This window comes from Caproiciproducens faecalis (assembly GCF_019448085.1).
Classification (GTDB): domain Bacteria; phylum Bacillota; class Clostridia; order Oscillospirales; family Acutalibacteraceae; genus Caproiciproducens; species Caproiciproducens faecalis.
This window is the reverse complement of the sequence record NZ_JAGFNZ010000003.1, coordinates 52,801-75,446: the sequence shown is the minus strand read 5'-3', so window position 1 is coordinate 75,446 and position 22,646 is coordinate 52,801. Positions and strand designations below refer to the sequence as shown.

Annotated in this window: 21 protein-coding genes and 1 tRNA gene; 17 read left to right on the top strand and 5 right to left on the bottom strand. The window is 54.3% G+C overall.

What is annotated here, in order from left to right; genetic code table 11:
- The first annotated feature begins 150 nt into the window (after positions 1–150).
- Positions 151–654 (top strand): hypothetical protein, encoded by a 504-nt coding sequence (locus J5W02_RS09080; RefSeq protein WP_219965376.1) that lies wholly within the window; start codon positions 151–153, stop codon positions 652–654.
- A gap of 131 nt (positions 655–785) precedes the next feature.
- Here J5W02_RS09080 and J5W02_RS09075 read toward each other — a convergent pair whose 3' ends face one another.
- The 3 genes from J5W02_RS09075 to J5W02_RS09065 form a co-directional block, all read right to left on the bottom strand.
- Complete coding sequence (locus J5W02_RS09075; protein WP_219965375.1) at positions 786–1,010, bottom strand: PF20097 family protein; 225 nt, start codon at positions 1,008–1,010, stop codon at positions 786–788.
- Between the two features lie 349 nt (positions 1,011–1,359).
- A tRNA-Arg gene (locus tag J5W02_RS09070) sits at positions 1,360–1,436 on the bottom strand.
- 93 nt (positions 1,437–1,529) lie between these two features.
- On the bottom strand, positions 1,530–1,910 hold the full coding sequence (locus J5W02_RS09065) for a RidA family protein (protein ID WP_219965374.1): 381 nt from the start codon (positions 1,908–1,910) through the stop codon (positions 1,530–1,532).
- A gap of 207 nt (positions 1,911–2,117) precedes the next feature.
- Here J5W02_RS09065 and J5W02_RS09060 point away from each other — a divergent pair, with 207 nt between their 5' ends.
- A complete protein-coding gene (locus tag J5W02_RS09060) occupies positions 2,118–2,753 on the top strand; it encodes a helix-turn-helix transcriptional regulator (RefSeq protein WP_219965373.1) in 636 nt (211 codons plus the stop codon).
- Positions 2,754–2,828: 75 nt separating this feature from the next.
- Here J5W02_RS09060 and J5W02_RS09055 read toward each other — a convergent pair whose 3' ends face one another.
- Positions 2,829–4,697: a glycoside hydrolase family 13 protein gene (locus J5W02_RS09055; protein ID WP_219965372.1), complete on the bottom strand. Its 1,869-nt coding sequence runs from the start codon at positions 4,695–4,697 to the stop codon at positions 2,829–2,831.
- Positions 4,698–4,724: 27 nt separating this feature from the next.
- Complete coding sequence (locus J5W02_RS09050; RefSeq protein WP_407928373.1) at positions 4,725–7,193, bottom strand: glycogen/starch/alpha-glucan phosphorylase; 2,469 nt, start codon at positions 7,191–7,193, stop codon at positions 4,725–4,727.
- Between the two features lie 652 nt (positions 7,194–7,845).
- On the opposite strand from J5W02_RS09050, the gene J5W02_RS09045 reads away from it, so the two are divergent.
- From J5W02_RS09045 to J5W02_RS08980, 15 genes are all read left to right on the top strand, one after another.
- Positions 7,846–8,367, top strand: coding sequence for a cell division protein ZapA (locus J5W02_RS09045; RefSeq protein WP_219965371.1), 522 nt, complete (start codon positions 7,846–7,848; stop codon positions 8,365–8,367).
- Positions 8,354–10,420, top strand: coding sequence for a U32 family peptidase (locus J5W02_RS09040; protein WP_255575660.1), 2,067 nt, complete (start codon positions 8,354–8,356; stop codon positions 10,418–10,420). The genes J5W02_RS09045 and J5W02_RS09040 overlap by 14 nt, the downstream gene beginning before the upstream one ends.
- 20 nt (positions 10,421–10,440) lie before the next feature.
- Positions 10,441–10,902 carry a dUTP diphosphatase gene (gene dut / locus J5W02_RS09035; protein ID WP_219965370.1) on the top strand — a complete coding sequence of 154 codons (462 nt, stop codon included), beginning with the start codon at positions 10,441–10,443 and terminating at the stop codon, positions 10,900–10,902.
- Positions 10,899–11,165 (top strand): DUF4321 domain-containing protein, encoded by a 267-nt coding sequence (locus J5W02_RS09030; protein WP_219965369.1) that lies wholly within the window; start codon positions 10,899–10,901, stop codon positions 11,163–11,165. Before dut ends, J5W02_RS09030 begins: the two co-directional genes overlap by 4 nt.
- Positions 11,166–11,175: 10 nt before the next feature.
- The gene (locus J5W02_RS09025) at positions 11,176–11,745 is read left to right on the top strand and encodes a Maf family protein (protein WP_255575659.1); all 570 of its coding nucleotides are present in this window, start codon (positions 11,176–11,178) and stop codon (positions 11,743–11,745) included.
- A 190-nt stretch (positions 11,746–11,935) separates the two neighbouring features.
- On the top strand, positions 11,936–12,949 hold the full coding sequence (locus J5W02_RS09020) for a rod shape-determining protein (RefSeq protein ID WP_219965368.1): 1,014 nt from the start codon (positions 11,936–11,938) through the stop codon (positions 12,947–12,949).
- 89 nt (positions 12,950–13,038) lie between these two features.
- Entirely contained in the window at positions 13,039–13,971 is a 933-nt protein-coding gene (mreC, locus tag J5W02_RS09015) for a rod shape-determining protein MreC (protein ID WP_219965367.1), read from the top strand.
- Between the two features lies 1 nt (position 13,972).
- Entirely contained in the window at positions 13,973–14,485 is a 513-nt protein-coding gene (mreD, locus tag J5W02_RS09010; RefSeq protein WP_219965366.1) for a rod shape-determining protein MreD, read from the top strand.
- A gap of 15 nt (positions 14,486–14,500) precedes the next feature.
- On the top strand, positions 14,501–16,669 hold the full coding sequence (locus tag J5W02_RS09005; protein WP_219965365.1) for a penicillin-binding transpeptidase domain-containing protein: 2,169 nt from the start codon (positions 14,501–14,503) through the stop codon (positions 16,667–16,669).
- Between the two features lie 118 nt (positions 16,670–16,787).
- Positions 16,788–17,534, top strand: a complete 747-nt coding sequence (locus J5W02_RS09000) for a nucleotide-binding protein (RefSeq protein WP_219965364.1) — start codon at positions 16,788–16,790, stop codon at positions 17,532–17,534.
- Positions 17,535–17,569: 35 nt separating this feature from the next.
- Positions 17,570–17,974, top strand: a complete 405-nt coding sequence (locus tag J5W02_RS08995) for a methylglyoxal synthase (RefSeq protein ID WP_038322367.1) — start codon at positions 17,570–17,572, stop codon at positions 17,972–17,974.
- Positions 17,975–17,989: 15 nt separating this feature from the next.
- A complete protein-coding gene (locus J5W02_RS14745; protein ID WP_255575658.1) occupies positions 17,990–18,118 on the top strand; it encodes a hypothetical protein in 129 nt (42 codons plus the stop codon).
- A gap of 116 nt (positions 18,119–18,234) precedes the next feature.
- A complete protein-coding gene (gene hisS / locus J5W02_RS08990) occupies positions 18,235–19,527 on the top strand; it encodes a histidine--tRNA ligase (RefSeq protein WP_219965363.1) in 1,293 nt (430 codons plus the stop codon).
- Between the two features lie 50 nt (positions 19,528–19,577).
- Positions 19,578–21,362 (top strand): aspartate--tRNA ligase, encoded by a 1,785-nt coding sequence (aspS, locus tag J5W02_RS08985; protein ID WP_219965362.1) that lies wholly within the window; start codon positions 19,578–19,580, stop codon positions 21,360–21,362.
- Between the two features lie 600 nt (positions 21,363–21,962).
- Entirely contained in the window at positions 21,963–22,637 is a 675-nt protein-coding gene (locus J5W02_RS08980) for an epoxyqueuosine reductase QueH (protein ID WP_219965361.1), read from the top strand.
- The last annotated feature ends 9 nt before the right edge of the window (positions 22,638–22,646 follow it).

Sequence of the window (22,646 nt, the reverse complement as noted above, 5' to 3'; positions counted from 1 at the left end):
GGAAATATATTTGTTGTTTCGCAAACGGAGCTTCCGCAGCAGAGTGGACAAATCGGTTAATCCATGAATATATTATAGCAGATCTCCCTGCAACTTTTGTATAATTCCTTTTAAAATTGATAACAGCAATACAGGAGCTGACTCAATACCATGCTGAATATATGGCCAATTTCATTTCCCACTCCCGTACAGGAAGGTTTCGCGGCGACCGCTTCTTCCATTACCAAATCCGCAGACGCTCAGCTGAATCCCTGGACCATCATTACGTCTCCTTTTTTTAACAGCGGCAGCTTTGACACGACCTCCGGAAATTACACTGTGCCGGCAACCGGAAGATATGGTTTAAAAGCGACGATCAATTACAATTTGGCCGTAGTCATACAAGTCACTCTTGGCTCGGGGATTATGCCGTATTTTTCGGTAAGACGGTCGGCTCCCACTGCCACAGATCTGATTACCGGCTATTTGCCTGTTCTGGACGTTAATATTTCCCTTGTGAATATTCGGGCCATTTTGCAAGCTAGTACGGTAACGCTTTCCGGCGAAGTTGAGCTGAACGCGGGCGACGTCGTCGGCCTTTATTACTTTGCGGATACCTTTAATTTATCCCTGACATTCGGGCCTGTTTATTGGTCAATTAATCGGATCACCTGATGCACTCGAAACGGTTATTTTCACAAATCGTACCGGGGTTTTCGCCCGGAGGGACTCGGGTGTTGGCACGCTTCACCCGCGTTTGTATTATCATTGTATTTCAGCAATGTAAATGCTTATTATTATAACTTTTATTTATGAATAATAAATAAATTACATTTATCACAATGATAGGCATAGACTTTATTAAATTTTAAGATGCTTGTTTTATTAAGGGGTATTCCAGTATTTTTAGATAAAATTGTTCGCCTTTCTTTTTCACCTTCTGGAATCCATTCAAGTTGATAACGGACTCCGCCCAAATAGCCCAAACTCATACTATTTCCACAATATGGACAAATATTATCGTTGATCATTCTTTCCCTCCTCATCAGCTGTAACAACTGTAATATTATACATTCTTAAATTGATTATATGAATAGGGAAAACTGATTTTCTCACGAAGGCTTCTTTGCTCTACCGTGTCTGCACCGGGGCTTTTGGCGCGCCCGGAGGGACTCGGGTGTTGGCACGCTCTACCCGCGTTCCGCGGACGCACAGCGTCTTTTGCGCCTTCGGCGTCCACACCCTGAAGCTACTGGTAAAGCTCTTTCTGCAAACTCACTTATGCAATATTAATTTTGTTCGTGCTCCCAACCTGCACCGGGGTTTTCGCCTCGTGACAGACGAAAAATAAGGACAAGGCAAAAGCCTTGTCCTTATTTTTGGCGCGCCCGGAGGGACTCGAACCCGCGACCTCTTGATTCGTAGTCAAGCACTCTATCCAGCTGAGCTACGAGCGCATTTAGCGGCTTTCTTTAAGCCGCCTAAGTATCATATCACATTTAGGAGGGAAATGCAACTTATTTTTTCTTCCCATATTTTTGTTTCGGGGGTTACAGGCTTGCAATAGCCTCGATTTCCACCAGCGCGTCTTTCGGAAGGCGGCTGACCTGCACGCAGGCTCTGCTGGGATAGGTCTTGTCAAAAAAGGCTGCGTAGGCCTCGTTTACCTGCGCAAAGCCGCCCAGATCGCTGACAAAAATCGTCGTCTTGACAATGTTGTCCGCCGTCAGATTGTTTTCCTTTAAAATGCTCAGGATATTTTCCATGGACTGTTTGGTCTGCGCGGTAAAGTCGGGCTCGCGCATTTCATTGGTCTTGGGATCCACCGGCAGCTGACCGGAAACAAATACAAAACCTCCTGACACCACCGCCTGAGAGTAAGGGCCGATTGCCTTCGGCGCATTTTCCGTATGAATCACTTTGTTTCCCATTTTAAAAAACTCCTTTATCATGATTATCGTACCGCATTTCTGCTTCCTATTATAATGGTTACGGAAACTGTTTGCAATATTTTTTATTATGATGATAATAATTTTATTATCGGTTTTCAAAGTCTTTGGCAAAATAGTATTTGTAATTCTTAGTCAATAATGATATGTTAAATAGAAAATGAAACTTACCGTATCGGGGGCTTTTTTGTGACAGACCAGGAACTTCTGAAAATGTATATTCCCATGGTGGATTTTATTGCGGATATCTGCGGGCCAAGCTGCGAAGTGCTGCTGCACGACATTTCCAACCCGGAGCAGTCGGTCATTGCCGTACGCAACAATCACTCCGGCCGGAGCATCGGCAGCCCGATGACGGATTTGGCGCACAGGATTATCCAGGACGGAAGCTACCGGGAAAAGGATTATCTGGCCAACTACCATGGCTTTGGAAACGGAAAGGATTTTCTTTCCTCCACTTATTACATTAAAAACGAGGGCCGGCTGGTCGGAATGCTCTGCGTCAACAACGACGTTTCCGGGGTCAGTACGTTCCGCGCGGATGTGGAGGCGTTTCTCCGTCGGTTCCCCGGCGCGGACGGTGAGCCCGGCGAAGTGTTTGAAAATCTGGAAAGTCCGGTGGTATCCACGGGAAAATCCATGATTGAAGCCGCTGTTCAGGAAATGGGGATTCCGCCGAAGAGGATGTCCATGGAGGAAAAAACACGACTCGTGCGCAAGCTGAACGAGCAGGGGATTTTACGGATGAAAGGTGCGGTGTCGGAAATCGCTGCCCGCTTGGGAATTTCCGAGGCAACGGTCTACCGGTATCTGAATAAAAAATGAAGGATCATAAATGCGCTTTGAACGGGGTTTCATCCTGTTCAAAGCGCATTCTTGTTTTTATCTTCACTTTTCTTCTTAAAACTCCGACCGTTCCTTTTTCAGCAGAACGACGCAGTCCTCGGGTTCAAGAACCAGCGTGTTGTTTTCGTCCGGCACCACGCCGATCACCGCGCGGGACAGCCGCCATTCCCCGGGGACTTCCACCGTGCGGCTCTGTGCTCCCGCGTTGATGACGCAGAGCAGGACGGATGTTTTCTCCCTTCGGACGTAACCCATGCAGGAGCCGTCAGCAAAAAGCGGAAGAAAATTCCCTTCTTTCAGCGCCGGGCAGTTGCGGCGGAGCCTGCCCAGCAGTCGGTACCACTCCACCAGCTCTTTTTCCTCGTGCCCCCACGGGTAGCAGGCGCGGTTGAACGGGTCGCGGTAGCCCTCCATTCCGGCTTCATCGCCATAGTAAACACAGGGTACGCCGGGCAGGGTGAACTGCATCAGCGAGGCAAGCCGCATCAGCCGCAGCCCGCGGCGGCGGCGCTCCCTTGACAGGTGCGCGGTGCTCTGCCACTCACGGCCGCGTCCGTTTAAAGGCTCGCCCGCAAGCACGGTGAGCGCGCGCTCGGTGTCGTGAGTGCCAATATGGTTCATCAGCAGGCGGACGACCTGCGGTGGATAATTTTCCAGAATATTGAGGATGATTTCCATCATATCCCCGGCGTCCGCTCCGGTCAGAAAGCCCAGAACCGCGCTTCGGAACGGATAGTTCATCACGCTGTCAAGCTGGTTTCCTAAAAGATACCGACGCCTTTGGCCGTAAGCCGTCTTATTGGACGCGTCCTCCCAGACTTCTCCCAGAATCAGCGCGTTGCTTTTTTGCGTCTTTGCCGTTGTGCGGAGTTCCTCCAGAAAAAAATCCGGCAGCTCGTCGGCTACGTCCAGCCGCCAGCCGGAAGCTCCGGCAGAAAGCCACTTTTGGATAATCCCGCCTTTTCCGTTGATGTACGCCCGGTAAGAGGGGTCGCTTTCGTTTACGCTGGGCAGGGTAATAAAATCCCACCAGCAGTCGTAATCTTTCGGCCAATGACGAAAGGTGTACCACGGGTAGTACGGGGAATTTTTGGAATGGTACGCGCCGGGAGCTGCGTAGCGGTTCTGCCGGTTAAAGTAAACGCTGTCGCTGCCCGTGTGGTTGAACACGCCGTCCAGCACCACCCGGATGCCTACCCTTTCCGCGGCGGCACACAAGCGGGAAAAATCCTCTTCGTTGCCCAGAAGCGGGTCGATTCTGGAATAGTCCGCCGTGTCGTACCGGTGGTTGGAGTGCGACTCAAAAATCGGGTTGAGGTACAGGCAGGTGACCCCCAGCGACTGAAGATAGGGGAGTTTTTCCTCAATCCCGCGCAGGTCGCCGCCGAAATAGTCGGTATTGGTAATCCGGCCGTCCTCATTGGGCCGCCAGTCGGGCTGTTCCTCCCAGTTTTCGTGCAGCCTGCGGTCGGCGGGAACGCCGGTTTTCGGCTGGCCGGAACGGGCAAAACGGTCGGGGAAAATCTGGTACAGAATCCCGCCGGCAAGCCAGTCCGGAGTGGTAAATTCCCGGTCGTACACCGTCAGCTGCCAAAAGGCAGGCGCGTCGCTGAAAATGCCTTCGCCGCCGCGGCCGCGCGCGATCTGCAAAGTTCCGCGTTCGGTATCGGTCTGGAACCGGTAAAAGAAAAGCCCCGGTTTTTCCGGCGTAAAGTGGCACTCCCACCACTCGGCGTCGCCGCCGTTCATGCCGCACCAGAACATGCCCCGAATGAGATCTTCTCCGGTAAAATCGTCCTTTATCATCAGCCGTGCCGCACTGCAGTGCAGGGAGCGCGGCAGAGTAATCTTAAAATGCACCGGCGTGCCGTCCGCCACCGCCCCGACGGGGTCGCGAAACACCGGATTGCGGGAATTAAACATGGATATTCCTCCCATGAAGGTACGCAGTTATTTGCTTTTTCTGCCCAGACGCGCGCGTTTGAGCGGAGTTTCTTTTTCCGCGGCATCTTCCGGCAGGGGCTGGGCGTGCCAGATGTTTTCCGCGTACTCGCGAATGGCGCGGTCGGCCGCAAAACGGCCGGCGTTTGCCGTGTTCATCAGGCACATGCGCTGCCAGTTTTTCGCGTCGCCGTAAAGAGTCTCCGCCTTTTTCTGCGCTTTGGCGTAGGAATCAAAATCAGCCAGCACCATATACGGGTCGTGATTCAGCAGAGAATCGGCGATATCGTTGAATTTCACGCCGCAGAAACCGGTGTTCAGCTCCTCGACCGCCTGTTTCATGGCCGGGCTAGCGTTGAAGTACGTCCTCGGGTCATAATTCGGCTTGAGCGCGTCAACCTCCGCCGCCGTCATGCCGAATAAAAGAATATTGTCGTCGCCGACCGCGTCGTGAATTTCCACATTCGCGCCGTCCAAAGTACCGATGGTGACCGCTCCGTTAATCATGAACTTCATGTTGCTGGTACCGGAAGCCTCGGTTCCCGCGAGCGAAATCTGTTCGCTCAGGTCGGCGGCAGGGGTTAAAAGCTCCGCGAGCGTCACGCGGTAATCCTCCAGATAGATGACCTTCATCTTCTGATTGACACGCGGGTCGCTGTTGATGGTGTTGCCCAGATCAACAATAAAGCGGATCATCTGTTTTGCAAAATAGTAGCCCGGGGCGGCTTTCGCGCCGAAAATATAGGTATGGGGGGTGAATTCCGCGTTGGGATTTTCCCGCAGCCACTGGTAAACGGACAAAATGTGCAGAGCATTCATATGCTGGCGCTTGTATTCGTGCATGCGCTTAACCTGCACGTCAAAAATGGAGTCCGGGTCCACTTCCATGCAGTTTTCCTTTTTAATATACTCCGCGAGACGGAGCTTGTTTTCCCGCTTTACTTTTGCCATCTGCCCCAGTACGGAAGCGTCGTCCGCGAAGCGCCCAAGCTTCTGCAGCTGCGCGGCGTCATGGATGTAACTATCACCAATCAGTCCGGTAATCAACCCGGCAAGCCCGGGGTTCGCCTGATTCAGCCATCGCCGGTGGGCGATCCCGTTGGTCACGTTGGTAAATCTTTCCGGCATCTCGGTATAAAAATCGTGGAATACGGTATTTTTCAGAATGTCGCTGTGCAGCTGGGAGACCCCGTTGACGCTGTGGCTGCTGACCACCGCGAGGTTTGCCATTTTCACATAGCCGTCGTTCAGCGGAGCCATCCGGCCTACCTTGTAACCGTCCACGCCCTTTTCATGCATCTGCGCGCAGAAACGGCGGTTGATTTCCTCTACAATCTGATAAATGCGGGGCAGACGGGACTGGAACAGTTCGACCCCCCAGCACTCCAACGCCTCTTTCATAACCGTGTGGTTCGTATAGGCGATGGTACGGGTAACGATGTCCCACGCCGCGTCCCAGCCGTAACCGCACTCGTCGAGCATCACGCGCATCATTTCCGGAATGGCAAGCACCGGATGGGTGTCGTTCAGGTGGATGGCCACGAGATCCGGCAGATTGTCCAGCGTGCTGTATTTAAATAGATGGCGGCGGATAATATCCTGAATGGTGGCGGAAACCAGAAAATACTGCTGGGAAAGGCGAAGGCTCTTTCCCTCCAGATGGTTGTCCTCGGGGTAAAGCACCTTGGTAATCACTTCCGCCATGGCGTTCTGTTCCATCGCGCGCATATAGTTGCCCGAGTTAAACAGGTTCATGTCAAACTCCGCGGAGCTTGCCGCCCAAACGCGCAGCCGGCTGATTCCGCGGCCGTCCATCCCGGCAATATACATGTCGTACGGCACGGCGGTTACTTTTGTGTAATCCTTATGGTTGACCACATGGTACTGGTTGTTCCAGTATTCCTCAATATGTCCGTTGAAATGAACCTCCACGCTCTTTTCCGGAATCGCCTGCATCCAGATTTTCCCGCCCGGAAGCCAAAAGTCGGGCAGCTCCGTCTGCCAGCCGTCCACCAGTTTCTGGCGGAAAATGCCGTACTCGTACCGCAAGGAATACCCCGTGGCGGGGTAGCCCTGTGTGGCAAGGGCATCCATAAAACAGGCGGCAAGCCTGCCCAGTCCGCCGTTCCCCAGACCCGCGTCCGGTTCCTGCTCGTAAAGACAGTCCAGCTTCAGCCCCAGCTCGGCCAGCGCCTTGCGGAAATCTTCTTCGATTCCCAGATTGAACAGGTTGTTTTTGAGCGAACGGCCCAGCAGAAACTCCATGCACAGGTAGTAAACCTGTTTGGTGTGGGTTTTTTCCGCGTTTGCCATGTATTCGCTGCGGCCCGCGGCCATTAAATCTCGCACGGTGAGCGCAACCGCCTTGTAGCACTGCTCGTCGGTCGCGTTCTCAAGGCTGACGCCGAAAACACGGTCAAGCGTGGACAGAAGCGTTTCCTTGATTTTGCCGACCGGCTGCCTGTAATTCATCATCATATCCTCCATTAGAAGGGAACCGCCGCGTTTTTGCGGCGCCTCCTTGTGCAATAATCTGTCATTTTCCCTGTTGGGATTCCAAAATCCCATCATTTCATTTGTGTCTATTATATACCAATATTCGCTTTTTTTCAATAACAGGGAAAGGGTTCTGAATTTCAAAAGAAATATATAATAATATTAAGCCGCATAGCCGTTTTTTCATGTTTTTAATTTTTAAAATGTTCTTCTGTTATTACAACGTATTTTTCATTGAAAATTATGCAATGTTCACAAAATTGCAAGGCAAAGAAAAGCGTATCCGCTGCTTTTCCCGTAAGAAATCACAATTCCATTTGCGCACAAACGCGGCGGGGCTCTCATGAGTCTGGAAGACTCCTTCCGGCGCGCCATCTCCCTCTAAGAGGAAGGTGGGAATTGGGCCCCGCTTTGAGGAGGCGGGCGGGCGAAGCCCGACTGGGGGAATTTCCCCTTGCTTCCTGAGAGCGCCGCCGTAGGCGCATCCCGACCGGCAGGTCCGCATCCCCACCGGGAGGTCCGCATCTCGACCGGGAGGTCCGTAAAAAATAGTGAAAGCTCTTTCATATTATGTTAAAATATATTATAATGTAAACAATTCTAAATTCGCTGTTGTGTGAAAGGGTATGACTTCATGAGTAAAAACAGGGTAAAATTAAATATTTGCGGCTGTGAGTGCGTCATCAGCTCGGACGACAGCGAGAGCTATGTACGCTCAATCGGCGACGAAGTGGAAAAAGCCATGGACGATATCACAGGCAAAAACGAGCGTGTTTCCATCACCATGGCAGCCGTCATCACGGCGCTGCGTTTCTGCGATGAATCCCATAAATCCGTGAACGGAGCGGACAACCTTCGCTCCCAGATCAAGGATTATCTGGAGGACTCTTCCCACGCCCGTATGGAGGCCGAAGAGGCCCGGCGCGAAATTGAGCGCCTGAAAAGGGAAGTACAGACTCTTCGCGCCCGTCTGGCAGAGGACGGCGAGCCCGACGCGGACAAGCCCGCGCAGGAAATCCGCGCGCAGAAGCCGGTTGTTCCCGGTTCCCCCGTACAAAGGCCGCAGGCGGGAAGCTATTCCCGCGTCAATCCGAGCATTACCGCTGAACAGGAAGGTTTTATGAGCTTCTTTGAAAAGAAAAATGACGAACAGTAAGATAGAGGTTCTGGCCCCGGCCGGATCACCGGAAAGCCTGACCGCCGCGGTGCGCGCGGGGGCAGACGCGGTGTATCTGGGCGGCAGCGCGTTCAGCGCAAGAGCCAGCGCCAAAAACTTTGACAGCGGCGAGCTGAAATCCGCCGTGGAATATTGCCATGCCCGCGGGGTAAAGGTCTACCTTGCGGTGAATACGCTGCTTTTGCAGGACGAGCTGCAAAAAGCGCTCGATTTTGTTTCTTACGCGTGCACCCTTCCGGTGGACGCGCTGATTGTGCAGGACCCCGGACTGATCCGGCTTTTGCGGAAATGCGCGCCGGGTCTGCGGCTGCACGCCTCCACCCAGATGAGTATCCACACCCCGCTGGGCGCCGCGGCGCTTTATGACGCGGGAATCAAGCGCGTGGTGCTTTCCCGCGAGCTGTCTCTGAAAGAAATCGCGGAAATCCACGAGTCCACTCCCGTGGAGCTGGAAGCGTTTGTTCACGGCGCCCTTTGTATGTCCGTAAGCGGACAGTGCTATTTCAGCTCCGTTTTAGGCTCCCGCAGCGGCAACCGCGGCCTTTGCGCCCAGCCGTGTCGGCTGCCGTTTTCCGTTACCGGCGGAACCGGGCACGACTTGAGCTTAAAAGATCTTTCGATGATCGGCCGCATGGATGAACTCAGCCGTGCGGGGATTTTCAGCGCAAAAATAGAGGGCCGTATGAAACGGCCGGAATATGTTGCCGCGGCCGCGCGCGCAAGCCGGCTGGCTGCCGACGGGGAACCGGTTCCCCCGGAGCTGGTAAAGAATCTGGACGCGGTCTTTTCGCGCTCCGGCTTTACCACCGGGTATCTGGACGGGAAGCTGGGCCGCGATATGTTCGGCGTGCGCTCCAAAGAGGACGTGACCGGCGCGACGAGCGCGGTGTTTTCAGAGCTGCACGGCCTTTACAACCAGGAGTACCAGAGGATTCCCGTTTCGTTCCGCCTGACCATTCAAAAGGATCAGCCGGTGGAACTTTTTGCCGCCGACGGGGAAGGCCGCACGGCCCGCGTCACCCTTGGGGAGCCACCCCAGCCAGCGCTCAACCGTGCGATTGACGAAGAGCGCTGTGTCGAACAGCTGAAAAAGACGGGCGGTACGCCGTTTTACACCGACGAAATCACCTGTGAGATCGGGGAGGGGCTTTCCGTTCCTGTCTCTCTGCTGAACAAGCTTCGCCGCGAGGCGCTGGAAAAGCTGGAGCAGATGCGCATGCGCCGCGTGGAAATTCCGTTCCAGATGTGTGAAATTCCCGCGGCGGGCACCCACACGGCCGGAAAAATGCGTTTGCGAGCACGTTTTACGAGTGCGGTTCTTCCCTCTGCCGCAAAGCAGTGTGAACTGGTTTATCTTCCGTACAATACGGATTTGAATACCCTCCAAAGATTAAAGGAAGACGGCTATCCCGTCGCGCTGGAAATCCCGCGCGGCATCTTCGGGATGGAAAAAGCTGTGCGGGCGCGCCTTTTGAACGCAAAAGAGGCGGGCTTTTCCGAAGTTTGGGCGGGCAACCTCGGTGCGGCCGCGCTTGCCGGAAAACTGGGGCTGACCGTACACGGCGGATTTTCACTCAATATCACCAACACCGCCGCTCTGGAATGGTACCGCGAATTCGGCCTTTCCGACACGGAGCTTTCCTTTGAACTGACGCTCGCGCAGGCGGCCGCCATCGGCGGGGAACTGCCGAGGGGGCTTCTTCTTTACGGACGGCTGCCGCTGATGCTCACCCGCAACTGTCCCGCGGCGAACGCGGGCGGGTGCAAGAACTGCAAAACGGCGCCGTTTTTGACCGACCGGAAGGGAATCCGCTTCCCGGTGCAGTGCTTCGGCGCGTGCAGCGAGGTGTTGAACTCCGTTCCGCTCTACATGGCCGACCGGCTTGCGGAGGTACGCAATCAGGACTTCGGAGTTCTGCGCTTTACCACCGAGACCGCATATGAGGCGGAGGAAGTCATCAACCGGTATCTGACCGGCGCTCCGGGCAACGGGGAACTGACCCGCGGGCTTTATTACAGGGGAATCGAATAACTTTATTAATAGAGGATTTTATGACAGATACTGTTTTAAAAATAAAAAAACTGAATCAGAATGCCGTTACTCCCACCCGCGCCAGCACGGGCGCGGCGGGGTTTGATCTGTACGCCTGTCTGGACGCGCCGCTCACCATTGAGCCGCGCGGACTATACAAGATTCCCACGGGGATCGCCATTGCGCTGCCGGATAAAAACACGGTGGGGCTGATTTTCGCGCGGAGCGGGCTGGGGGTCAACCACGGCGTATCCCTCCCGAACGCGGTCGGCGTGATCGACAGCGATTACCGCGGCGAAATTCTGGTGGGGATGACTAACTGCAGCGACAAACCCTATACGCTGCAGCCGGGCGAGCGCTGCGCGCAGCTTGTGGTAATGCCGGTGCTGCTGCCCGTTCTGGAGGAAACCGATGATCTGGGCGAGACCGACCGCGGCGCGGGCGCTTTCGGCTCCACGGGAAAACAGGGGATTAAAAAATGAAAAAAAGCGGCATCAAAACACTTTTGTTGATTATTCTGCTTGTATTGGCGGTGGTTTTAGGGCAGATTATTGGTACGGCCTGCGCCGGGATTTCCTATCTTTCCTGGCTCGGTGCTTCGGCAAAATTCGGCCTGTCCACTGTGGAGCTGAATCTTGCCGTTGTCAAAATCACTTTCGGAATGATGGTCGGAATCAATGTCGCGCAGGCGATTCTGCTTCTGGCCTCTATTGTTGCCTATATTAAAATCAAAGTAAGGGAATAGGAGGATACCCATGCTGCTTCTTGCATCCACTTCGCCCCGCCGCAGCGAACTGCTGAAAATGGCCGGTTATGAATTTAACGTCACGTCCTCGGACGTCAGCGAGGGATATCTGCGGGGAACGCCCCCCATCCAGATTGTGGAGCAGCTCGCCGCCCGGAAAGCGGAGGCGGTGGCCAAGCTGAACCCGCAGGACACCGTGCTTGGGGCGGACACCGTGGTCGTTTACAAAGGGCGGGTACTCGGCAAGCCAAAGGACCCCGAAGACGCCAAAGCAATGCTGCGGCTTTTGTCCGGAAACGTCCATCAGGTCTATACCGGTTACTGCGTGATCTGCGGCAAGGAAATGATTCGCGGGCACGAATGCACCTCAGTGGAGTTTTACCCGCTGAGCGAAGCCGAAATCAGCGCCTACTGTGAAACGCCGGAGCCAATGGACAAGGCGGGCGCCTACGCAATTCAGGGGCGGGGCGCGCTCTTTATCAAGCGGATCGACGGGGATTTTTATAACGTAATGGGCCTGCCGATTGGTAAAATCAACCGTATTTTGGCGGGGCTTAAAAATTCATCGAAAGAATCCTGATAAAAATTAAACGCTTTCTGAATTAACAGTTGAGAAATAGAACTTTTGAGGTTATAATAAATACTGTCTAATAAGTGATTTACAGCAGTTCTATTGATGCCTGCAGGCTGAAACACAAAATTACTCTGCAGTTGAATGGAAAACGCTGTTGCGATTTTATTTTTTGCCAGGTTTGAAAGGGGAAAAATTCATGTTTTCAAAAGATATAGGGATCGATTTGGGCACAGCCAATACTCTGGTTTTTATGAAAGGAAAAGGGATCGTCATGCGCGAGCCTTCGGTTGTCGCCGTTGACGTCCGTACCGATACCGTTTTGGCCGTAGGCGCACAGGCAAAGGAAATGATCGGCCGTACCCCCGGCTCCATTGTTGCGGTTCGCCCGCTGAAGGACGGCGTCATTGCCGACTTCGACATTACCGCCACCATGCTCAAGCACTTTATCCGCAAGGCGGTAAAATCCAACGCATTTTCCCGCCCGCATATTATTGTCTGTATCCCGTCCGGCGTTACGGAAGTGGAACGCCGCGCGGTGGAGGACGCCGCCCGTCAGGCCGGCGCCAATAACGTGGAACTGATTGAAGAGCCCATGGCCGCGGCAATCGGCGCGGGGCTGCCCGTGAGCGAACCGACCGGCAGCATGGTCGTCGACATCGGCGGCGGTACGGCGGAGGTCGCCGTCATTTCGCTGGGCGACATTGTCACCTCGGTTTCCGTACGCGTTGCGGGCGATAAATTTGACGAATCCATTATCTCCTATGTGAAAAAGAAATACAATCTGCTGATCGGCGAACGTACCGCGGAGGAAATCAAAATCAAGATCGGCTCCGCTTTCCCGACAGAGGACAACGAGAACGCCACGGTGGAAATCAAGGGCCGCAACCTTGTGGACGGCCTGCCGAAGAACGTGACCATTTCCGCGGAAGAAGTACGGGAAGCGCTGAGTGACCCGCTGGCGCTGATTATTGACGCGGTGAAGTCCACGCTGGAAAAAACCCCTCCGGAGCTTTCCGCAGATATTATTGACCACGGCATCATGCTGACCGGCGGCGGCGCCCTGCTGCGCGGCCTGGACAGACTGGTCGAACAGGAAACCGGAATGCCCGTCCATATTGCCGAAAGCCCGCTGGACTGTGTTGTTGACGGAACAGGCAAGATGCTCGAAGTGAGCATGCCCTCTTCCTACTATAAAAACAACAGAAAATAAGGCAAATAACTTCAGCGGAGGGTAAAAACTCTCCGCTTTTTGCACTTTTGGGAAAACGCGCCGAACGACTTGATTAAGGAGGTGCTGCGTTGAAAGACTTTTTTCATTCCAACAGCTTTAAGACGATGATTACTGTTGTGTTTGTCATGTTCGGACTGATGCTCTATACGGCAAGCACCGGCAGTTCCCTGACCGCAAATCTGCTCAGCCTGATTTCCACGCCGATGCAGCGGGTCAGCACCGTGGTCACCAATAACGCCGCCGTCGCGGCGCAGAACGCCACACGCACCAACGAAGAACTTGCGGCGGAAAACGCGGCGCTGAAAAAGCAGGTTGAAGATCTGAACAAAAAACTGATTAAATACTACAGCTACCAGCAGGAAAACGCGCAGCTGCGCAAATTTTTGGAGCTGAAAAACGAAAATCAGGATTTCAAACCGGTCTCTGCCGCGGTGATCGGCCGTGACCCGAACGACCTATTTTACAATTTCCAAATCGACAAGGGGTCCCTTGCCGGTATTTCGTTAAATGACCCCGTGATTACGGAAAGCGGCGTGGTCGGCTGGATTTCCAGCGTAAACGCCAGCTACAGCCGAGTGACCACGATTCTTTCCGCCGACACAAAAATCAGCGCGATCGACAAGGTCAACCGTGATTCCGGCGTTGTCAGCAGCGACATCAAGTTTGCCGACAGCGGAACCCTCAAGCTCGGCTACCTGACCGCGGACACCACGGTCAAAGCCGGCGACATCATTGTGACCAGCGGTCTGGGCGGGGTATACCCGCGCAACCTTGCCATCGGCACGGTCAACGCGGTGAAAAACGACCCCTACGATGTTTCGCTCTACGCGGAGATAAAGCCTTTTGTAGATGTGAAAACTGTGCGCGACGTGATGGTAATCACCGCCTTTGAGGGACAGGGTCAGGCGCTTCCCGACGGCTCCGCTTCCTCCTCCACTCCTTCTTCCGGCAATTCCTCTACTCCTTCCTCCTCCTCCACCGTTTCATCCGGAGGAAAATAAGATGGAAAAACTGAAAGCTCTGCGTTATTTTGCCTATACGATTGAAATATTGGTTTTCTATATGGTTCAGGAAACCCCCGGCCTTGTTCCCGACCTGTTCGGCGCACGGCCGGTGCTTTTGATTCCCATTGCGCTCTCCATCGCCATGTTTGAGAAAGAGACCGCTTCCATGGTCTTCGGACTGCTGTGCGGTCTGCTCATCGACTTCGGCGCAGGCGGCGTGCTGGGTTTTCACGGGCTTCTGCTCTCCGTAATCTGCTACAGCGTGGGGCTGATCGCGGCCAATCTGATCCAGACGAATTTTTTGACTTCTATGCTGATCGCATTGATTTCCACCGCTTCGGTGATTCTGCTGCAGTGGGTTTTCTTTTACCTGCTGTTCGGCTACTCCCACGCGGTTTACGCGCTGACCGCGCACTACATTCCCCGCTTTGTTTACACAATCGTCATTATGCCGGTTGCGTACTACTTTAACAGGGCGCTCGCCCTGCAAATCCGGGCAAAAGAAGAATGAAAAGGAGGTTTCGCCTTGGACAAGCTGAAGGAATATTCCCGCTACTGGGCTCTGGGACTGATTGTTTTCGCCATTATGGCGGTTTATACCCTGCGCCTTGTGGACTGGCAGATTTTAAACGGCGCCTCCTTTCTGGAAACGGCAAACAGAACCAGTTCCTCGACCGTCGTGATGGATGCCGCCCGCGGCGAAATCCTTGACGTAAACGGCGTTGGCCTTGCCGTAAACAAAACCGGCTACGCCATTGTGTTTGACCGCGCCTATATGAAAGCCGAAACACAGAACAAAACAATCTACCAGCTGATTCAGCTGCTGAACCAGCGCGGAGAAAAATGGACAGACAACCTGCCCGTCCGGCTGAATTCGAAGGGGCAGTACGAGTTTATTCCCGGTATGGACAAGGAAGTCGCCACGCTGAAATCGGAGGACTACGCGAATGTAAACACCTACGCCACGGCGGACCTGTGCATGTCTCACCTGATCGAAAAATACGACGTGACCGGCTACTCCGCCGCGGACACGCGCAACATTGTTTCCGTGCGCTATAACATGACAAAATCCGCTTTCGGTATTTCGGCGCCGTACACCTTTGCACAGGACGTCAGCCGGGACACCATCGCGATTATCAGTGAGAATTCCTCGCTGCTGCCCGGCGCGACCGTCAAGGTCACCACTGTGCGCGAGTACCCCAGCGGCAGCCTGATTCCTCATGTTTTGGGGACGATCGGTTCTATTTCTCAGGAGGAATACAACACCTTGAAGGACAAGGGCTACGCGTTTAACGACCGTCTGGGCAAAAGCGGCATTGAACAGGCTTTTGAAAGCATGCTGCGCGGCAAAGCCGGGGAAAAAGTGGTGGAAACCACCCGCACCGGCTCGCTCTCTTCTGAAACGGTAAAAACCGCGCCGGTCTCCGGCGATACGGTGTATCTGACCATTGACAGCAAAGTCCAGAACGTGCTCAATGTTTCCCTCGCCAACAACATTAAAGCGACTCAGGAAAACGGACGCAAGCTCTCCGCCCAGCACTACAAGGGGATGTCAAGCGCCCACGGCGAGGACTGCGTTGCGGGCGCCGCGGTGGTGCTGCGGGTCAAGGATTTCTCCGTGCTGGCGGCGTCCACCTACCCCACCTACGACCTGACGGAATATCTGAACGACACCAACTATTACACCTCCCTGATTAACAACAAGGACAAACCGCTGATCGACCGCGCTTTTAACGGGGTGTTTACCCCCGGCTCTATCATAAAGCCCTATGTCGCGCTGGCCGCGCTGCAGGAAAAAGCGATTACGACCTCCACCCGTCTGGAAGGCAACAGCAAATACACCCGTTTTGCGGACACCGGTCTGGTTCTGGGCAGTATCGGCAACTACGGGATGATTACCGCGAACTACGCAATTCAGAAATCCAGCAACTCCTTCTTTTATGAAGTGGGATACCGGCTGGGGATCACCAATATGAACCTGTATGCCAAACGCTTCGGGCTGGGCGTGAAAACCGGGATTGAACTGCATGAAAGCGCCGGTATTCTGGGCGGTCCTTCGGAACGCACCGCCGCGGGCGGCGGCGGATGGTTCGACGCCGATACCGTCGAGGCCGCCGTGGGTCAGGCCGACAACAAGTTTACGCCGCTGCAGCTTGCAACCTATACCGCCACGATTGCAAACAACGGCGTGCGGCTGAAACCCCACCTTGTCAACAAGGTGACCGATTATGCCCGTAAAAATGTAATTACCCAAGCCGCCCCGGAGGAGGTGGACAATATCGGCGTTTCCCAGTCGTACATCGATTATGTCAAAGCGGCCATGCGCAGCGTGGCGACCGCCGGTACGGCGAGCTCCACCTTTAAAAACTACGGGATCGCCATTGCCGCAAAGACCGGCACCGCGGTGCAGACCCCGCATTCCGACAATGTGACCTTTGTGGCTTTCGCGCCGTACGAAAACCCGGAGATCGCCGTGGCGGTCGTTCTGGAACACGGCGCGACCAGCATGTACTGCAACGCCGTTGCAAAGGATATTTTCGACGCGTATTTTTACGGCAAAACCGTGGACGCAAACGGAAACCTTGTGATGCCGTCCGCGTCCGGCAACGCTTCCTCCGGAGCGTCTTCCGGTACGGTGTCCGGTACCGTGTCGGGGAATCCGTCGTCCCCTTCTTCCGGTTCCTCCGCGGGCTGATCCCGGCGTATCTGAATTGTTAATAAAATATTAAATGTTTTGTTTTGTGTATTTACGACAATAAAAACGCTTTGACTACCAGGAATGTTTGTGGTAATATGAGAGCGAGGTTTTTATTATGGGTGTCGCAACAGTCATCACATCTGGTAAGGGCGGTGTAGGGAAATCCACCGTAACAGCCGGCCTTGGTTTTGCTTTGGCAGCCAGGGGCAGGCGGGTACTGCTGATTGACGGCGACGCCGGTCTGGGGTGCCTTGACCATATGCTCGGTGTTTCGGAGCAGCAGGTCTTTGACATTGCGGACGTGGTTTCGGGCCGTGCCGAACCCATGAAAGCCGTTTATTCCTGTCCTTTTTCGGAAAGGCTGTTTCTGTTACCCGCCCCCGCAAGGGAAGACGATGTAATCAGCCCCAATATTATGAAACAGCTCGTATCGGTACTTTCCCGGTATTACGACCATGTGCTGATCGACAGCCCCGCCGGCGTAGGCGGAGGGTTTGCGAGCGCGGCGGCTTCGGCTCAGCGCGCGCTGATCGTTACTACGCCGGACCCTATTTGTGTACGAAACGCAAATAAAGCGCATTTTTTACTGGATCAGGCCGGAATAAAGCAGCAGCGGCTGATTATCAACCGTTTCAGCGGGCATAATTTCTACACGCAGGGATTCTACCCGGACCTTGATTCCGTTATCGACTCCGCCGGGGTACGGCTGATCGCCGTGATTCCCGAGGACACTCATCTGGCGGCCGCCGCTTCCAACTGTGAACCGGCCCCGCAGAAATCCGTCGGCGCAATGGCTTTGGGCCGGCTTGCCGCAAGGCTGGAAGGCGAACATGTGCCTTTGGCCGCGCTGCAGAAATTTTAATTTTACATAATCCTAGTTTTAGGGGGGAAATAAATATGAACATTGCTCTGATTGCGCATGACGCTAAAAAAGAACTGATGGTTCAATTCTGTATCGCTTACTGCGGCGTTTTAAGCCGCCACCTGCTCTGTGCAACCGGCACGACGGGCAAAATGGTTTCAGAAGCAACCGGACTGGAAATCCAGCGGTTTTTAGGCGGCTCACAGGGCGGCGACCAGCAGATTGCCGCGCGCATTGCCTGCAACGAAGTCGACCTGCTGCTGTTTTTCCGCGATCCGCTGAATCCGAAGCCGCATGAGCCCAACGATATGAATCTGCTGCGCCTTTGCGACATGCACAACATTCCCGTGGCGACCAACATTGCTACCGCCGAGGTTCTGATCCACGGTCTGGAGCGCGGCGATTTGGACTGGCGCAATATTTTGAATCCGAAAGCGTAATTTTTGATTTCGGCAATGACCGGAAGGAGTACCCAAACGCTTGGCCACAGGGAGGGCGTGCCCAGATTGAAAGCGCGCCTGCAGAAAAGCTTTGGGGAAGACATCCGTGAGCCGTTGCGCCGCCCCGCGTTTCGGGGCTTTTGAGGAGAGCTTCGGCTCTTGAAAAAGGGTGGCACCGCGAGGATATTCTCCCTCGTCCCTTTGGCTGGGACGGGGGTTTTTTGCATTTTTATATTATTTTATTTTCAAGGAGAAACGCTATGGAACTGATAAAAGCACAAAAGGGGACACAGGATTTACTGCCCGCACAAACCGAAAAATGGCAGGTTGTGGAAGATGTGATGCGCAGCGAGGCCAAAATTCACGGCTTCGGGGAAATCCGCACCCCGGTTTTTGAGGACACCAAGCTTTTTCAGCGCTCGGTGGGAGAAACCACCGACGTGGTGCAGAAAGAGATGTATACCTTTAACGACAAGGGCGGGCGCTCTGTTACCCTTCGGCCGGAGGGCACGGCGGGCGCGGTGCGCGCCATGCTGGAGCACGGCATGTACAATGACGGGCTGCCGCTCCGGCTGTACTACTTTACCTCCTGCTACCGCTATGAAAACACGCAGGCTGGCCGCCTGCGCGAGTTCCACCAGTTCGGCCTTGAAATGCTGGGCACTCCGTCTCCCATGGCGGACGCCGAGCTGATCGGCACGGCAAAAAGCATTTTTAACCGCCTCGGCGTTCAGAACCTGAGGCTTGAAATCAATTCCATCGGCTGCCCCGACTGCCGCGCAAAATACTACGAGGCATTAAGGACATATTTCAGCAATTATAAGGATCAGCTCTGTGAAACGTGCCAGGGACGTCTGGAGCGCAACCCGATGCGGATTCTGGACTGCAAGAGCCCCATCTGCTCCAAAATCGCCGCGGGCGCGCCTCGGATGCTGGACTATCTGTGCGACGACTGCCGCACGCACTTTGAGGGTGTAAAAACTTACCTTGACGCGGTCGATATTGAATATACCGTCAACCCCTCCATTGTACGCGGGCTGGACTACTACACCAAAACGGTGTTTGAATTTATTTCCACCGACCTTGGCGCGCAGAGCACCGTCTGCGGCGGCGGCCGTTACGACGGACTGGTGGAGGAAATGGGCGGCCAGCATATGCCCGCGTTGGGCTTCGGCCTCGGCATGGAGCGGCTGATGATGATTCTGGACGCGCAGAAGGTCGAGTTCCCGGAGCCGGAAACCTGTGATCTGTTTATCGGCGCCCTCGGCGACGCGGCAAGGCTAGCGGCATTTCAGCTGACGCACAGCCTACAGGAATATTCCATCAGCGCGGCGTGCGACATCAACGACCGCGGGCTGAAAGCGCAGATGAAATACGCGGACAAGATTGCCGCGAAATATTCACTGGTTCTGGGCGACAACGAGCTGGAAACCAAAAAAGCCGTTATCAAAAATATGAAGACCGGTGAAAAGTCGAAAATTGATCTGAGTAAGGACTTTGTGGAGCAATTTGTTGTACTGCAGACGAAGGATGAGGACTCCATCGATTTCTGATTTTTCCCCTTCATTCTTTGCTTTTAAAATGATTATTGGAGGCTATATTAATGGCAGAATTCATGACAGGAATGAAACGAACCCACTACTGCGGCGAGCTGCGCGCCGCCGACATCGGCAAAACCGTGACGGTCTGCGGCTGGGTACAGCGCCAGCGCGATCTGGGCCAGCTGATCTTTATCGACCTGCGCGACCGCACGGGCATTCTTCAGCTTGCGTTCAACGACGCGACCGACCGCGCGATTTTTGACAAGGCGTTTTCCGTGCGCGCGGAATATGTACTGGCGGTCTCCGGCGCTGTGCGCGAGCGTTCCTCTAAAAACACCGAAATCCCGACCGGAGAAATTGAGATTGAGGTGCAGGAGCTGCGTGTTCTGGCAAAGAGCGAAACCCCGCCGTTTGAAATTGTGGAAAATTCCAACGTAAAAGAGGATCTGCGGCTGAAATACCGCTACCTTGACCTTCGCCGTCCGGATGAGCAGAATAAGATTATCGGCCGGCATAAAATCGTGAAGGTGGCTCACGACTACTTTGACAACAACGGATTTATTGAGGTCGAAACGCCGGTTCTGATTAAATCCACACCGGAAGGGGCGCGCGACTATCTGGTGCCCTCCCGTGTGTTCCCGGGCAATTTCTTCGCACTGCCGCAGTCGCCTCAGCTTTACAAGCAGCTTTTGATGCTTTCCGGGTTTGACCGCTATATGCAGATTGCCCGCTGCTTCCGTGACGAGGACCTGCGCGCTGACCGTCAGCCCGAATTTACGCAGATCGACCTGGAAATGTCCTTTGTGGATCAGGACGACGTCATGGCCATTGGCGAAGGCTTCATGAAGCAGGTCTACAAGCAGGTTCTAAACATTGACATAGAGACTCCGTTCCGCCGCATGACCTGGCACGAGGCAATGCGCCGCTTTGGTTCGGACAAGCCCGACCTGCGCTTCGGCCTTGAGCTGATCGACCTGACAGAGGACTTAAAACATACTGAATTCCGTGTGTTTAAGGGCGCGATTGAGGGCGGCGGAAGCGTGCGCGGCATTAACCTGAAGGGTTTGGCCGACAAGCTCAGCCGCAAAGAGATCGACAAGCTGACCGAATGGGTGAAGCCCTACGGCGCAAAGGGAATCGCGTGGACAAGGCTGCCGGAAAGCGGCGAAACCTCTTCCTTTGAAAAGTTTCTTGCTCCGGAGGAGATTGCGGCGATCCGCAAAACCATGGGCGCAGAAACCGGCGACGTGCTGCTGATCGTCGCGAGCGACGAGGACACCGTGGTATACAGCTCGCTGGGCGCGCTGCGCTGCGAGCTTGCCGCGCGGTTTGACCTGATTGACAAGAGCAAGCCCTGCCTGCTGTGGGTGACGGACTTCCCTCTGTTTGAGTACAGCAAGGAAGAAAACCGCTTTATGGCAATGCACCATCCGTTCACCGCGCCGCGTGTGGAGGATATCGACAGGATTGAAAGCGACCCGGGCAATGTCTGCGCCATTGCGTACGACATGGTCTTAAACGGCAACGAGGTGGGCGGCGGTTCCATCCGTATCAACAATCCCGAATTACAGCAGCGCATGTTCAAGGCGCTGGGCTTTACCCCCGAGGAAGCGCAGAAACGCTTCGGCTTCCTGATTGACGCGTTCCGCTACGGCGCCCCGCCGCACGGCGGCATGGCGTTCGGCCTTGACCGTCTGGTGATGCTGATGCTTGACTGCGACAGCATTCGCGAAGTGATTGCGTTCCCGAAGGTCGCTTCTTCTTCCGAGCTGATGTCGGGCGCTCCGACGGATGTAGACGAACAGCAGCTGACCGAGCTGGGAATCGGCATTCTTCCGAAAGAATAACTATCCGGCGCTCCGCTGTATTGCGGAGCGCCTTTTATATTTTGGGAAAGGTTTTTTCTTTTTATCATAATGGAAATATTGTAGCAAATCCTATAACCTGCTATAATAAAAAATAGAAAAAGCATTCCTGTTTCCACGCCCTCCGGGACACCCTTATTCTTTTTCCCTTTCCTGAATCAGGTCTGCATCGGAAGGAGCCGCTGCGGGAGTGCTTCGCCGCCGATTTAACATATAACTGTCTGAGAGCATCGCCATAGGCGCTTGCCGACCGCATGGTCCTGCCCTCAGGCCGGGCGGGCCCCTACTTTCGATCTTGTACGAAAGTAGGCAAAGTACGCGCAGGGGGATTTTTAATTCCCGGCGGGAGGGTTCCATAAAATCCCCCTGCACTCCCAGGTATCCCCAAGGTGTCTTTAGGAGATACAATACTGCTGTGGTCTTCATTGACGAAGGGATACGAACGGGTTTGGCCTCTGTCGGCCTCCTCTCCGAAGGGGCTTGGCAGGCGCAACCTGACTGAGGGGGTCTGCATTTTCTTGCTTTGGTCTTCATTGACGATATACGGGAAAGCAAGGCTCCAAAGCAGAAAAGGAGGGTATCATGGTAAAAATAAATTATCAGAAAGAGCTGGACGGCGTGATTTCCGGCCTGCACGGCGAAGCGCCCACTCTTCTGCTGCACGCCTGCTGCGCGCCGTGCAGCAGCTATGTGCTGGAGTACCTTTCGGACTATTTTCACATTACCTTATTTTATTATAATCCCAATATTTCCCCGGAAGGGGAATACCGCAAGCGCGTGGAGGAAGTGAAACGGCTGATTGCTGCGCTCCCGGTAAAACACCCGGTTTCCTTTCTGGAAGGAAACTATGACACCGACCGCTTTTTTGCCCTTGCCAACGGGCACGAGGCTGAACCGGAGGGCGGCGAGCGCTGCTTCGCCTGTTACTCTCTGCGGCTGCGGGAAGCCGCACAGGCAGCAAAGGCGGGCGGCTTCGATTACTTCACCACCACCCTTTCCATCAGCCCCTACAAAAACGCGGAAAAACTGAACGCCATCGGCGCAGAGCTGGAAAAAGAATTCGGCGTGCGCTATCTTTACTCCGATTTTAAAAAGAAAAACGGATACAAACGTTCCATCGAGCTTTCCGAGCAATACGATCTTTACCGGCAGGATTACTGCGGGTGCGTGTTCTCCAAAGCGGAGCACGAACGCCGCTTAAAAGTTCAAAACTTTTCCACACCGGACGGACAGCCTGTGGAAAACCTTCCGTCCTGAGTTTTCAGG